This window comes from Pseudomonas sp. MWU15-20650 (genome assembly GCF_023242475.1).
Taxonomy (GTDB): Bacteria; Pseudomonadota; Gammaproteobacteria; order Pseudomonadales; family Pseudomonadaceae; genus Aquipseudomonas.
This window is the reverse complement of sequence record NZ_JALJFG010000016.1, coordinates 101,523-115,738: the sequence shown is the minus strand read 5'-3', so window position 1 is coordinate 115,738 and position 14,216 is coordinate 101,523. Positions and strand designations below refer to the sequence as shown.

The window sequence follows — 14,216 nt, the reverse complement described above, 5'->3', positions numbered from 1 at the left end:
TCGCCACAGTCAGCCCGCAAGCCACAGAAATACCGCTCGCCACAACGACTTATCCGCTGGCTGAAATACCGGGACACGTAACTCACACAAGGTCGTCCGCCACCACTGCTAGCGTGAAAGCTTCCCCACGCTGCAAAGGAGCAACGGATTGCCACGTCAGCCAAACTCCCACCTATTACGTCGCGGTCGCTATTCAGAGCCCGGTCGCGCTTACTTAGTCACTGCCGTGGTGCATCAGCGTCGCCCTTTATTCCGTGACTTTTACCTGGGCCGTTTATTGGTCGCGGAACTCAAGAGAGCCCATGATGCCGGTCAGGTAAATTCGCTGGCATGGGTGATCATGCCGGACCATTTTCACTGGTTGTTCGAACTCAATGACACCACGCTGCCCGATGTCATGCGACAGACCAAGTCGCGCAGCACACTGAGCATTAACCGAAAGCGTTGCACCCAAGAGAGGTTCTGGCAGCGTGGCTACCACGACCGCGCGGTAAGGACCGAGGAAGACCTCCGAAAAGTGGCACGCTATATAGTCGCCAACCCGCTAAGAGCTGAATTGGTCGAGCATCTTGGAGACTATCCGTTGTGGGATGCGGCCTGGCTATGACAGCACATAGGTCTGCCATGCCGGGCAGTTGTAGCAAGCCGGCTTGTCACCCACATCAACCGTGCAGCGCTTTCGCGGCGGCTAACAGGCCCTGAAACTTTCGATAACGCTGCGCCAGCACCGCGTATTGCATCGCGTCCGGCCTGTACCGTGCCTTCACCGGCATCCCCGCCTGCAACAAGTCCTCACCTTGCCCGATCGCCAGGAAGCCTAACTTCGCCGCGCCGATACAGGCGCTCAGCTCGCTGCCGTGCAACGTAAAGATTTCCCGCTGCAGGATATTCGCCAGCAACTGCGCCCAATATTCGCTGCGCGCCCCGCCCCCCACCAACGCGCACGCGCCCACGCTGGCGCCGGCCGATTGCACCGCCTGCAAGGCATCGAGCAAGCCAAAACCCACGCCTTCCAGCACTGCATAACCGAGCATCGCCGGGGTGCAATCATGGCCCAGGCTCATAAAACCACCGCGCAGCAACGGGTCGTTATGCGGCGTGCGTTCCCCGGCCAGGTATGGCAAAAACAGCGGCGCGTCCAAAGGCACCGGCTGGCCGAGGGGCAACTGCGTTTGCACCTGGTCCAGTAACGCCTGTTCATCCCGCATGCCGGTCAGTCGCGTGACCCAGCGTAGACAACTGGCACCAGCCAGCATGGCGCCCATGGTGTACCAGCGGTTGGGCAGCGCATGGCAAAAACTATGCACGGCACTGCCTGGATTGCCTGCGGCACGCTCGGTGATCGCGACGATGGCCGCGCTGGTTCCCAAGGTGATAAAGCCATCGCCGCCCTTGATCGCGCCGATACCGACAGCCGCTACCGGGTTATCGCCACCGCCACCGGCAATCACCACCCCGGGAGGCAAGCCCAGTCCGGCTACGCGTACAACGCCAGCGGCCGCGCGGCCCTCTACCAAGCGAGGCAGCTGCCGGGGTGCAAGACCGGTGGCATGCACCATCGGGGTAAACCATTCACGGCGTGCCACATCCAACCACAGCGTTCCGGCCGCATCAGACATCTCGCTGATGCGCTCGCCGCTAAGGCGCAAACGCAGGTAATCCTTGGGCGACAGCACGCAATCAATTGCCTGGAACACCTCGGGCTCATGCCGTTGCAGCCAGAGCAGTTTCGGCGCGGTCAAGCCGGCCATGGGCAAGCTGCCAGTGACGTCGGCAAAGCCTGCGCCAAGTTGTTCAGCCTCGGCGACGGCGCGTGAGTCATCCCACAGGATGGCCGGGTACAAGACGCGGTCATCCTCACCGAGCAATACCGCGCCGTGCATCTGCCCGGACAGGCCAATACACACCACACGGCTATAGGCCTCATGCCCACGCAACTGGTCGAGCGCCTGCAAACAGGCTTGCCACCAGTCTTGCGGTGCCTGTTCGGACCAACCGCAATGACGCCGCGAAACACTCAAATGCACACCCGCGTGGGCCAGCACGGTGCCGCCAGCGTCCATCAGGATCGCCTTGAGCTCCGACGTGCCAAGATCAATACCGAGAGAAACAGGACTGCTCATACGTGGTTCGTTCCGATCAAATACAGCCACAGGAATTACGGTATTGCAGGGTCGGCGCCAGGCGCACGCTTTGAACCGGCGCGTCGGGCGAAGCCATGCGTTGCAACAGCATCTGCACCGCGCGGGCGCCCAGGGCCTTGACCGGTTGGGCGATCAACGTCAGGCGCGGTACGAAAAAATCCGCCCAATCAAAATCATCAAAACCGACCAGGGCCATTTGCCCCGGCACATCAATACGCGCATCACGCAGTGCATGCATGGCGCCCAGGGTCATGAGGTTATTGCCCGCCATAATCGCCGTAGGCGGTGCCGCCAGGGCCAATAACTGCGCGGTGGCAGCCCGCGCCGGTTCGCTGTTGGAACCACCGTTGACCAGCAGCTGCGCATCAAACGCCAACCCCGCAGCCTGCAACGCGGCACGATAGCCGGCCACCCGTTCATCGCTCGTCGCAAGCCCCGCACGCCCGGCGATAAAGCCGATGCGACGGTGCCCATGTTCAATCAGGTGGGCAACCAGCGCCTGGGTGGACAGGCTGTTCTCCACCCCGACCTGGTCAAATCGCTCGCTCATCATGCGGTCCACCAGCACCGTTGGCATCTCATTGGCTTGCAGATACTCCAGGGCCTTTGACCCCGTGGACGGCGCCAACAGAATCCCGTCGACACGCCGATGATGCAGGGCCGTTACCACCCGCAGTTCTTGCTCCGGGTCATCGTGGGGGTCGACAAACAGCATCATGTAGCCGTGCTGGGCGCACTCGCGTTCAATCGCGTTCACGGTTTCGCTGAAGTAATGGTTGGACAGCGCAGAAATCGCCACACCGATGGTGCTGGTGCTGGAGCGGGCCAGCGAGCGCGCCAGGGTATTGGGGATGTAACCCAATGCCTGGATCGCTCGCTGTACGGCCAGCACCGTCGCCGGGCTGACCTTGCGGGTGCCGTTCAACACATGAGACACGGTCGAGGTCGACACCCCCGCTCTGCTTGCCACGTCATCCATGGTGACCACGACGCTGCCCCCCTTTTTCAGTGACTCAATGCTTACTCGACCAACCGCTGTACGTACCGACGTTGTCGCGGGTGATCAGTGTGGGCGCGAGCAGGGTAATCACTTCGGCCGGGGCCTTGTCATTGAGGAGGTCATTGCCGACATTCACGGCGGTCTGGGCCATGGTCCATGGGTCCTGGCTGGCAGATGCCTGGATCTGTGTGTCGGTCTTCAGTGCGTTCTCGATATCCGGGGCACCGTCCACCGAGGTGATGATGATCCCGCTGCGCTTGAGCTGCTTGGCCGCCAGGTCGCTGCCGATCGCCTGCGGGTCGTTGATGGCGAACAAGCCGTCGATTTTTGGAAAGCGCGTCAAGTAGCCCTGCATCACATTCAAACCGCCCTCGCGCGAACCTTTGCCGTCCTGATCATCGGACAACACCTTGATGTCCGGGGCAGAGGCCAATGCGGCCTTGCAGCCTTTGACGCGGTCAGTCACCGCAGTGACTTGCGGGCCATTCTGGATAATCACGTTGCCCTTGCCCGAGAGCTTGTCCACCAGGAATTGGCACGCCAGCTTGCCGGCTTCGACGTTGTCGGTCTGCACGGTGGCGTTGACGCCTTTAGCGTCCACATCCACGGCGACCACGACAATCCCGGCATTCCGGGCTTTCTTGATCGCCGACGCCATGGCGGACGGGTCGACAGCGTTGAGCAGGATCAAGTCGACCTTGGACGAAATGAAGTTATCGATCTGCGAGAACTGTTTGCTCAGGTCGTAGTCCGCCGACACCGACGTGACCTTGACGTTGGGGTTCAGCGCCTTGGCCCGGGCCGTGGCGCCGTCGGCCAGGGTCACGAAATACGGGTTGCCGAGCGAGCCCATGCTGATGCCGACGGCCTTGAGTTCACGCGCTTGCGCTGTTTGGGCGATCAGGGCAGCCAAGGCAATAACGGGAAAGAGGCGTTTAAGGTTCATGCGAGTTTCTCTTGTGATTGTTGTTGGAGTGAAATCAGGTCCGCGCACCGGACTGGCGGTAACGATCCAGCGCCACCGCGCCGATGATCACAATGCCCTTGATGATGTACTGCCAGATATCCGACACGCCCAGCAGCACCAGGCCGTTGGTGAGGACTGCAATGATCAGCGCGCCAATCAGCGTGCCGCCGATGGTGCCGACCCCGCCGGTAAAACTGGTACCGCCAAGGATCACCGCCGCAATCGCATCCAGTTCATAGGATTGCCCCAGTTGCAGGCCATTGGCGGCGAACAGGCGTGAAGCACTCATCACCGCCCCCAGCCCGGCCAATGCGCCGGACATGGCGTAGACGAACAACAGCACTTTCCACACCTTGATCCCCGACAGCCGCGCCGCCTCGGGGTTGCCGCCCACCGAGTAGATCTGCACGCCGATCACGGTACGGCGCAGGATGAACCACGACATCCCCACCACGGCCACGGCGATGACCACCAGCCATGGCACGCCGAAGATCGAGTCATTGCCGATAAAGGCAAACGGCAGGTCAGGGTTGAACACGGTCTTGTCATCGGCCAGCAAACGCGCGAGGCCACGCATGGCGGTCAGCGCGCCGAGGGTGACGATAAACGGCGGCAGGCGCATAAAGGCGATCAGCCCACCGTTGACCAGGCCCAGCAACAGGCCGAAGCCGATGCCGGCGGCAATGCCAAACATGCCGAACTGCGGCGACATCGACGCCTGCAGCGCCACCACCGCAGACGCCGCGAGTATCGCGCCCACAGACAGGTCGATGCCGGCGGTGAGGATCACAAAGGTCATGCCGGCGGCCAGCACCACATTGACCGAAGCCTGCTGGGTGATGATCGACAAGTTCTGCCCGGTCAGGAAGTTCTCGCTGGCCAGGGCAAACCCCACCAGCAGCAACACCAGTACCGGCAACATGCCAACGGTGCGCATCAGTTCGCGCAGACGCTCGGCCTTGCCGATGGGCGCAAGGGTCATTGTGTTGTTATTTGAATCAGCCATGGACAGTCACCTGATCGCCACCAGTGGCGAGGTCAATAATGCGTTCCTGGGAAATAACGTGGCCCGACGCCCCGCCGACCTCAGCCACCAACTGGCCTTCACGCATGATCAGCACGCGATCGCAGGTGCCGATGATTTCCGGCAGCTCGCTGGAGATCACCACAATGCCGACACCGGCCAGCGCCAGTTGATTGATGATGCGGTAGATCTCGGACTTGGAACCGATATCCACGCCTCGGGTCGGCTCGTCGAGGATCAGCACGTGAGGCTTGACCTCCAGCAGGCGTGCCAACAGCACCTTTTGCTGATTGCCGCCGGACAACGCGCCGACATTGACCTTGCCCGACCCCACACGAATCGACAGGGACTTGATCGCGTCATTGGAGCGCTGCGCGGCGTGGCCACGGTTTAACACCCCTCCCGCATGGGCGTCCGGCACACAGGCGCAGACATTGATGTTGTCGGCCACGCTCATGTCCAGGAACAGGCCCTGGGCCTTGCGGTCTTCGGTGAGGTACACCACGCCGGCACGGATTGCGTCGGCCGGGTTACGCAATGGGGTGACGTTCTTGCCAACCACTTCAAGGGTGCCGCCGGTGCGTGGGTCGGCGGCGAAGATCAGCCGCGCCAGCTCCGTGCGCCCTGCCCCCACCAGCCCGGCAATGCCCAGTACTTCACCGGCATGCAGGTCGAAGCTGCAATTGCGCACACGCTTGCCGTCGGCCATGTCGCGCACGCGCATCAGCACATTGCCGGGGTTGTACGCGGCATGTTCCTTCTTGTAGAAACCGGACAGGTCGCGGCCGACCATCATTTTCACCAACACCTCGGCCGACAAGGCGTCGCGGGTCAGTTCGCCGATGTACTGGCCGTCGCGCAGCACCGAAACCCGGTCTGACAGTTCGTAGATCTCGGCCATGCGATGGCTGATATAGATAATCGCCAAGCCCTGGCTGCGCAACTGCTTGATCAAGGCAAACAGGCGGTCGGTCTCGCGGGACGACAGCGGCGTGGTCGGCTCGTCCATCACCAGGATCCGCGCGTGGGCATGCAGGGCGCGGGCGATCTCCACCAACTGGCGCTCGGCAATCGACAGGCTGCTGACCGCCGTCGTGGGTTTGAACTCAGCCCCCAGGCGTTGCAGTACCTCGGTGCAGCCGTCTTGCATGCCCTTGCGGTCGATGGTCCAGCCGCGCCGCAGCTCGCGGCCCAGGTAGATGTTCTCGGCCACGCTCAGGTTAGGGCACAGGCTCAGTTCCTGGTAGATCACGGCAATGCCGAGGGTTTTGGCCGTCGCAGGGTCGAAGGTGGCGACGGGTTGGCCGTCGATGTGGATTTCACCGCCCGGGTCGGCTTGGTAAGCACCGGAGAGGATTTTCATCAGGGTTGATTTGCCGGCGCCGTTCTCCCCCATCAAGGCGTGGATTTCGCCGGGGTATACCTTCAGGCCGACATTTTTGAGCACCCGCAAACCGTTGAAGGTTTTGCTGATGCCCTGCATCTCAAGCAGGGGGTCAAGGCTCATGGCTGAGCTCCTGGATTTATTATTGTTGTATTCCGCCTCCTTTGGATCAGAGCCGGTTGCCCCCGACTCTAATCAGATACATTTGCTTACGCAAGCGCTTGCGTCAGCCGTTTGTCGCTAGAAGAAACGTTTCACCTGGCACAAAATCTGCGATCTCAGCATTTCTTGCGTTTTGGCACCCTAAGGGTCCAGTACCCCACCGCTGTAGCTATCGGATAAACGTGTGCCGGTGAATTTCGCCACCACTGAGCCTTGGGCCACCAGCCGTTCGCGGTGGCGAGTGACCATGCGGCCGGCCTGGGCGGCGTGCAAAATCACTTCTGAACCCGGGTCGCCTGGGCGGCCAATGATTCTGGCGAAGGGCTGGCCCTCCTCGACGTCATCACCCAGGCCCAGGTCAAACACCAGCACCCCGGCACAGGGCGCGAGAAGGGTTTCCATGCAGCCCATGTCCACCACTTCGCCTTGCCATTCGCTGATGGCCGCCACTTCATCAATCACGCCATTGATACACAGCCACGCCCACAGGCCATCGGCATCCTGCTGCGCCAGAGCGTCGCTGACATCCGCTTGACCGCGCAACTCAAGGGTGGCCGCCAGCCGTGGCGCGCCATGATTGATGAGGGTTTCCTCAAAGGAGCCATCGCCGCCTTCATCCCAGACGATCACCACCTCCGCTTGCAATGCCACTGCCAGCGCCAAGCCCTGCTCGGGCCAAAAGCGGCGGTGGATGTAGAGGTACGGCAGCGCCTCATCGTCGGTGTGCAAGTCGAGCACCAGGTCAGCGTCGGCGGCCAGTTGCACCAGGCTTTTTTGCCATTGCGCCAGCGTGTTCGCCGGGCGCTCCATGGCCAGGGACTGGTCGAACGCACGGTTGAAGTTCTGCCCGCTGGCCGCGTGAAAACGGCCCAACAAACGGCCCTGGCGGAACTGGCCGATGCCGAAGGGGTTCGCCTGGGGCACCACGGTCACGCAGCCTTTGAGCAAGCCCTGCTGCTCGCACGCCTGCAAGCGCGGCAGCAGCTTATGCAGCACCAGCATCCCGGCGATTTCATCGGCATGCACACCCGCTTGCAGGTGCACCCTGGGCCCACTGCCGTCGCCGTCAAAACGCCAGGCGCCAATGGACAACCGGTTACCGGCGTCACCCGCTACGTGCCACGAAAGGTCCAATGCCATGCCTTGCCCTCCTCTGATCATTTAATCGCTAGAGATTGAACAGCTGTTCAATTAACCTGAGCACACTTGTCTTTCACCGCAGTTTCTTCATCGAAGGGATACCCGTGAACATCGACCCTCCCAAACTGCGCCGTGCCGACCCCGATGAGCGCAGGGACCTGCTGATTACCGCCGCCCTCACCTGCCTCGCCCGCGATGGGCATGCCGGGATTTCCGTGCGCCGCATCGCGGCCGAGGCCGGTGTGTCGGTGGGCTTGCTGAACCACCATTTCGGCAGCATTGATGCGCTGGTCGCCGAGACCTACCACAAACTCGCCAATGAGCTGACCAGCGCACTGTGGGCGCAAGTCGAGCTGGCCGAAGGTGCGGCCGCACGCCTGGATGCGTTTCTTACGGCGTCTTTTTCACCGCGAGTGATGGACCCCGACTTGCTCGGCGTGTGGGTGGTGTTCTGGAGCCTGATCCGCCATTCGCCCCACGTGAACCAATCCCACGAAAACAGCTACCGCGCTTACCTGGCGCTGATCCAGCAACTGCTGGACGACCTGGCCCGCAGCGAAAACCTGGTGATCCACGACAGCCACCTGGCCGCCATCGGCCTATCGGCGATGCTCGACGGGCTCTGGCTCGAGGGGTGCCTCAACCCCGGCACGTTCAGCCCCGCCAACGGCTTGCACATCTGTCGTTGCTGGGTACGGGGGTTGCGTCACGGCGCATTCGGCGCCGACCACGTCCTGTGATTCCGGGTGACGGGCGCTGAGCATCGCCAGGGTGCCGCTGACAGCGATCAACACCGCGCCGATGATCAGCGACCCGTCCATCGACGTGCCCCACACCAGGCTCGATAACAGAAAGGCCCAGATCAAACCGGTGTATTCGAACGGCGCAAGCAACGTCGCAGTGGCCCGACGGAAACTGGCAAACAACAGGAACTGACCGATACCGCCCACCAGCCCCGCCGCCAACATGCCGAGCCAGGCCGGTGTCGGTGATGGCGTGTGGGTCCAGGGCAAGGTCACGGCCATGCAGACCACGAACACGCCATTGGTCATCAGCATTTGTTCCAGTACCGAGGTGGTCGGGTCGACCTGGCGCAGTTGGATATAGGTGAACGCCCAGCACAGCGCGGCCGCCAGGGTCAGCGCGATGGGCACGGGATCGACCATGTGGCTCGGACGGCAGGCGATGACCACGCCGACAAAACCGATGATCAGCGCGACCCACTGGCCACGGCTGGCGCGTTCCTTGAGGATCAGCGCGGCGAGCAGCGTCACCATGATCGGCGCGGAGAAATACAAGGTGGTCATTTCCGCCAGGGTCAGGTCCTTGGCGGCGGTGTAATACAACAACCACGCCAACAACGACAGCAGTGCGCGAATGATCAACAGCCTGCGGCTGGCAGAGCGCCAGGCACGCCGCAACACCCCCATGCGCCCGGCGATCACGCACGCGGCGACCACCACCAGGCTGCGCCAGAACAGGATGGTGAACACCGAATAATCGGCCACCAACCATTTGATCACGGCGTCCTGCAACGCCAGGAACGCATAGGCCAGGGCGCACAGCGCGATCCCTTGCAGCGCGCGGGGCGGGTTCACCCGGCCGCCCTGCGCAGGGGTGTGCCACGGCGTTCGGCAATCGCATACACCGCCTCGATCAAGAAGGTCAGGCACAGGTAGACACCGGCCACCAACAGCAACGGCTGATAGATCTGCAAGGTTTGCGCGCGTACCACGTTGGCCGCACCCAGCAGGTCCACCACGGCAATCGTCGAGGCTAACGCGGTGGACTTGAGCAGCATCACGGTCTCCCCCGCCAAGGTCGGCAAGAGCAGGCGCATCGCCCGGGGCAAGCGCACCCGCAACAGGGCTTGGCGCGGGGTCATGCCAAACGCCGACGCCGCCTCCATCTCACCCTTGGGCACTGCCAGCAAGCCGCCGCGAATCACTTCCCCCACATAGGCGCCCACCGACAGCACCAGGGCGAACACGATGTACCAGTAACCATCGCGCAGAAACGGCCATAGGAAGCTGCCCCGCACCATCGGAAACTGGGCAAACAGACTGCCCAGCCCATAGTAGAAAATGTAGATCTGGATCAGCAGCGGCGTGCCCCGCAGCACGCTGGTGTAAGCCAGTGCGCCGCGGGCCAGCCACTTGCGTCGCGACAGCCGCGCCAATGCCACCAGCACCGCCAGGGCAAACCCCAGCACTGCCGAGATCGCCAGCAGCGACAAGGTGGTCTGCAACCCCTTGGCGACCAGCCCGGCGTAATAGCTTATCCATTCAGGCATGGGCGACTCACTCGACAGCCGGCATCCAGCGACGAATACGTCGCTCCAGGCGCCCGGACAGGTGGTTGGAAGCCAGCGTCACCAGGTAATACAAGGCGGCGGCCGTGAGATAAAACAGTAAGTATTGGCGCGTGGAACCGGCCGCCTGCTTGGCGGTGTACAACAGTTCATTAGTGCCGACCACGCTGATCAGCGCACTGTCCTTGATCAGGTTGATCCACAGGTTGGACATGCCCGCCAGGGCGTACGGGGCCATGATCGGCAACGTCACCCGGCGGAACAGGCCCACGCCGCTCAAGCCAAAGGCCCGCGCGGCTTCGATCTGGCCGTGGGGAATCGCCAGGATCGCCGCGCGGAAAATCTCCGAGGCGTAGGCGCCCTGCACCAACCCCAGCACCAGGATCGCAACCAGTGGGCCGCTGATATTCACCTGTTCATACCCCAACCCGAGCATCAAGGCGTTGAGGCCCATGGAGCCTGCGTAATACAGCAACAGGATCAGCAGCAGTTCCGGCACCGCGCGAAACGCCGTGGTGTAACCGCGCATCAACAGGGCAATCGGGCGCGGTGCACTGAGCTTGGCGCAAGCCACCACCAGGCCGATCAACACACCGACGGCAAACGCGCCGGCAGAAATTTGCAGGGTCATCCATAACCCTTTGAGCAGTGCGTTACCCCATCCCTGTTCGCCGAAACTGAGGAGGTCGAACATCTTATTCGGTCTTCTGGGCGATGGGCGGGTACGGGCTGTCGCAGGTCTTGCTCACGAACGCCGGGGTATCGCCACGCTTGCACGGGCTGACGGAGAGGCCGAAATAGTGCTCGGACAGGTCGTCATAGTCTTTGCTCACCAGCAACTCGCCGATGGCTTTGTCCAACCGGACCTTGAGCGCGACGTCTTCCTTGCGCAAACCGGCGCCGACGCCACGGCCAATGATCGGGTCATACGGCACACTGGCGATATGGGCCAGGCCACTGGCCTCCGGAGTCTTGACCATCATGGCGATGGCCGTGTCGTCGGCCATCATGTAGTCGATGCGCCCGGCGATCAGGTCCGCGTTGGCCGACTCCTGGGTGTCGTAGTACTTGAGGTCGGCGATGTTCTCGTAATACTTCTTCAGGTAATTGGCGCTGACGGTGGAGATCTGCACGCCGATCAACTTGCCCTTGAGCCCCGCTGGGGAGATGTCCACCTCGCTGCCTTTGGGCCCCGCCACGCCCAATAACGAGTCGTAGTAGGCACGGCTGAAGGCGATCTGTTTTTCGCGTTCATCGGTGACTGACATCGAAGAGAAGATCACGTCGATCTTCTTCGCCAACAGTGAGGGGATGATGCCGTCCCACGCCACTTCCTTGATCTGGCACTCGGCTTTCATGCCCGCACAGAGTTTGTGGATCAGGTCCACTTCAAAACCCGACCACTCGCCGTTGCCGCCTTTTATGGTGAACGGTGGATAGGGTTCGGCCGCCACCGCAAACACAATGGGTTTCTCCGCCGCCAGGGTAAAACCTGCAACCAACATCAACACTGCACTGCTCAACCACCTTGCCATGGGTTTGGATTTCATGATGTGCCCCGTCTTTTTATGGAATTAGCGAGTTTGATGCGCGTTGACGAACTGCCGGCAACGCTCACTGCGTGGGTTGATAAACACCGAGTCCGGCGAACCGGCTTCCTCGATCATGCCTTGGTGCAGAAAAGCCACTTTGGATGACACATCCCGGGCGAAGGCCATTTCATGGGTGACCAGGATCATGGTGCGGCCTTCTTCGGCCAGGGAGCGGATCACGCGCAGCACTTCGCCCACCAATTCAGGGTCGAGGGCCGACGTGGGTTCGTCGAACAGCATCACTTTGGGCCGCATGGCCAGCGCGCGGGCGATCGCCACCCGCTGTTGCTGGCCGCCGGAAAGAAACGCCGGGTATTCGTTGCGTTTGGCGGCCAGGCCCACGCGGTCAAGCAAGGCTTCGGCGCGCTCTATTGCTTCACTGCGGCTTTCGCGCAGCACCTGGATCGGTGCCTCGATGAGGTTTTCCAACACCGTGCGGTGGGGCCAGAGGTTGAAGTTCTGGAACACCATGCCCAAGGTCGAGCGGATACGCACCAGTTGCTTGGCGTCGGCCACCAGCGGCGCCCCGGGGCAGCCATAGTTCAGCTTGATGGGCTCGCCATCGACATGGATGCTGCCCTGGTCGGGGACTTCGAGCATGTTGATGCAACGCAGCAAGGTACTTTTGCCCGAACCGCTGGCGCCGATCAGCGAGATCACTTCGCCTTCGTGGGCCGTGAGGGAGATGCCCTTGAGCACTTCGATATTGCCGAAGCGCTTATGCAGGTCGATGACGTCGATCATCTTCCTGGCATCGGCCGGTGGTGCGACTTCGACCTTCGGCACGGCGTTGATACGCGGCTCACCCGCCAGCTTGGCCACAAACGTTGCGATACGCTGGCACGCCTGGCTCAAGCGCTCCTCACCCAGCGTGAAAGACAGCCGGACAAACCCTTGGGCCGGTTCGCCAAAGGCCGCGGCATCGAGCACAGACACCCCCGCTTCACGGAACAGGCGCCAGGCAAAATCCAGGGAGCCCAAGCCGGTGCCGCGGACATCCACCAGCACGAACATGCCCGCTTGCGGTGCTTGCACCTTGATCCCCGGGCAGGCGCCGAGGCCCGCCACCACCAGGTCACGGCGGCGGCGGTAGATTTCGCGCATGCCCACGGTCACGTCGTCATGGGCCAACACCGCCGCGGTCGCCGCCGCCATTACGAAGCCGGGCAAGCCATACAGCATGCTCAACACCAGGGTTTCTGCGTGGGTCACCATCTGCGGCGCGGCAATGATCCAGCCGATGCGCCAGCCGGTCATGGCGTGGGATTTGGACAGGCTGCCGATCACGATGCAGCGCTCAGCCATGCCCGGCAACGCGGCGAGGCTGTGGTACTCACCGTCGAACACCAGGCTTTCGTAGACCTCATCCACCACCACCCAGAGGTCATGGGCGATGGCCAGATCCGCGATAGCTTGCAGTTCCTGTGGGTTGAGCACCACACCGGTGGGGTTGTTCGGGTTGGAAAAGAAAATCGCCCGGGTGCGCGGGGTGATCGCCGCGGCGAGCAACTGTGCATCCAGGCGGAAACCCGACTCAGGCGAACACGGCACCCGTACCAGGGTGGCACCGCTGGCCTTGAGCGTGGCCTCGTACGTCACGTACATCGGGTCAAGTACCAGCACTTCGTCGCCCGCCTGCAACAAGCACAGCGAACTGACGAACAGGGCGTTCTGTGCGCCGGGCACGATGATCACGCTTTCGGCGCTCACCGGGCGGGCCAGGGTCTGGCTGTAGCGCGCCGCGACCGCCTCACGCAGTGCCGGGCGACCGGGAATTTCAGTGTAGTGGGTATCGCCTTCGCGCAAGGCGTTGACGGCGGCGTCGGTGATGAAGGACGGCGTGGCGAAATCGGGGTCGCCGACGCTGAGGATGATGATGTCTTCGCCCTGGCTGGCAGCGTGGAACGCGGCGTGGTGGATGTCCCAGGCGGCGACGCCCTGCCCTGCAATTCGCTCAACGAAGGGGGAAAACCGCATGCCAGAGCCTCTCGTTCAAGAAGAAAAAGCGCGAACCCGCTCAGGTGTAAACGGGTGGATGCGGTCAACATAGTTCAAACTGAACAGTCGTTCAATGGGTAAGTTTGGAGGGGTGTCGTTTATCGAGTGAACAGGTCGTTGCCAGTGTTTTTGTAACCCTCGACATACCCGGATGTATGCCAGTCAATCAAACGGAACACCGTAACAGTGGCGAGCTCGCTCCCGCTGGGGCGCGAAGCGGCCCCGCTCTTTGTTTAAAAAGCAGGGGACGGCTACGCCGTCCAACGGGAGCAAGCTCCCTCGCCACAGGTTAGCGGTGACTCGCTCCAGTGTTCGGCTGACCCGCATTTGGCCGCTCGGTAGCCAGGATACACGTCAGTCCTGATGCTCAGGCTCGCCCGCCTGCGCAGTGTCATCCGGCTCGCGCAACGGCACCTGGGCATCATCCATCAGCGAACCCGGGTCTTCGTTACCTGGGTCGTTGAGTTCGTCGTCTTCCGGTTCTTTCGACATGG

The 14,216-nt window shown here is 62.2% G+C and carries 13 protein-coding genes and 1 pseudogene; 2 read left to right on the top strand and 12 right to left on the bottom strand.

The annotated features are described in order from the left end of the window. Window positions 1-148: 148 nt before the first annotated feature. A complete protein-coding gene (locus M5B43_RS14700) occupies window positions 149-607 on the top strand; it encodes a transposase (RefSeq protein ID WP_248750792.1) in 459 nt (152 codons plus the stop codon). 55 nt (window positions 608-662) lie between these two features. On the opposite strand, the gene xylB is transcribed toward M5B43_RS14700, so the two are convergent. The 6 genes from xylB to M5B43_RS14670 form a co-directional block, all read right to left on the bottom strand. After that, on the bottom strand, window positions 663-2,123 hold the full coding sequence (gene xylB / locus M5B43_RS14695) for a xylulokinase (protein ID WP_248750791.1): 1,461 nt from the start codon (window positions 2,121-2,123) through the stop codon (window positions 663-665). Window positions 2,124-2,139: 16 nt separating this feature from the next. After that, window positions 2,140-3,132, bottom strand: a complete 993-nt coding sequence (locus M5B43_RS14690) for a LacI family DNA-binding transcriptional regulator (protein ID WP_248750790.1) — start codon at window positions 3,130-3,132, stop codon at window positions 2,140-2,142. Between the two features lie 25 nt (window positions 3,133-3,157). Further along, window positions 3,158-4,090 (bottom strand): ABC transporter substrate-binding protein, encoded by a 933-nt coding sequence (locus tag M5B43_RS14685; protein ID WP_248750789.1) that lies wholly within the window; start codon window positions 4,088-4,090, stop codon window positions 3,158-3,160. A 34-nt stretch (window positions 4,091-4,124) separates the two neighbouring features. Then, a complete protein-coding gene (locus M5B43_RS14680) occupies window positions 4,125-5,117 on the bottom strand; it encodes a ribose ABC transporter permease (RefSeq protein ID WP_248750788.1) in 993 nt (330 codons plus the stop codon). Further along, a complete protein-coding gene (locus M5B43_RS14675; protein WP_248750787.1) occupies window positions 5,110-6,642 on the bottom strand; it encodes a sugar ABC transporter ATP-binding protein in 1,533 nt (510 codons plus the stop codon). Before M5B43_RS14675 ends, M5B43_RS14680 begins: the two co-directional genes overlap by 8 nt. A 180-nt stretch (window positions 6,643-6,822) precedes the next feature. After that, the gene (locus tag M5B43_RS14670) at window positions 6,823-7,821 is read right to left on the bottom strand and encodes a succinylglutamate desuccinylase/aspartoacylase family protein (RefSeq protein WP_248750786.1); all 999 of its coding nucleotides are present in this window, start codon (window positions 7,819-7,821) and stop codon (window positions 6,823-6,825) included. A 104-nt stretch (window positions 7,822-7,925) separates the two neighbouring features. On the opposite strand from M5B43_RS14670, the pseudogene M5B43_RS14665 reads away from it, so the two are divergent. Next, a pseudogene (locus M5B43_RS14665) lies at window positions 7,926-8,465 on the top strand (TetR family transcriptional regulator C-terminal domain-containing protein); the annotation flags it as partial. On the opposite strand, the gene M5B43_RS14660 reads toward M5B43_RS14665, so the two are convergent. From M5B43_RS14660 to M5B43_RS14630, 6 genes are all read right to left on the bottom strand, one after another. Beyond that, entirely contained in the window at window positions 8,421-9,419 is a 999-nt protein-coding gene (locus M5B43_RS14660; protein ID WP_248750785.1) for a DMT family transporter, read from the bottom strand. The pseudogene M5B43_RS14665 and the gene M5B43_RS14660 overlap by 45 nt on opposite strands. Continuing rightward, a complete protein-coding gene (locus M5B43_RS14655) occupies window positions 9,416-10,114 on the bottom strand; it encodes an ABC transporter permease subunit (RefSeq protein ID WP_248750784.1) in 699 nt (232 codons plus the stop codon). Before M5B43_RS14655 ends, M5B43_RS14660 begins: the two co-directional genes overlap by 4 nt. A gap of 7 nt (window positions 10,115-10,121) precedes the next feature. Then, window positions 10,122-10,826 carry an ABC transporter permease subunit gene (locus M5B43_RS14650; RefSeq protein ID WP_248750783.1) on the bottom strand — a complete coding sequence of 235 codons (705 nt, stop codon included), beginning with the start codon at window positions 10,824-10,826 and terminating at the stop codon, window positions 10,122-10,124. A 1-nt stretch (window position 10,827) separates the two neighbouring features. After that, window positions 10,828-11,682 (bottom strand): transporter substrate-binding domain-containing protein, encoded by an 855-nt coding sequence (locus M5B43_RS14645; RefSeq protein ID WP_248750782.1) that lies wholly within the window; start codon window positions 11,680-11,682, stop codon window positions 10,828-10,830. Window positions 11,683-11,706: 24 nt separating this feature from the next. Then, window positions 11,707-13,701 carry an aminotransferase class I/II-fold pyridoxal phosphate-dependent enzyme gene (locus M5B43_RS27280; protein ID WP_283099482.1) on the bottom strand — a complete coding sequence of 665 codons (1,995 nt, stop codon included), beginning with the start codon at window positions 13,699-13,701 and terminating at the stop codon, window positions 11,707-11,709. Window positions 13,702-14,076: 375 nt separating this feature from the next. After that, window positions 14,077-14,214, bottom strand: coding sequence for a hypothetical protein (locus tag M5B43_RS14630; RefSeq protein WP_248750781.1), 138 nt, complete (start codon window positions 14,212-14,214; stop codon window positions 14,077-14,079). Between the last annotated feature and the right edge of the window lie 2 nt (window positions 14,215-14,216).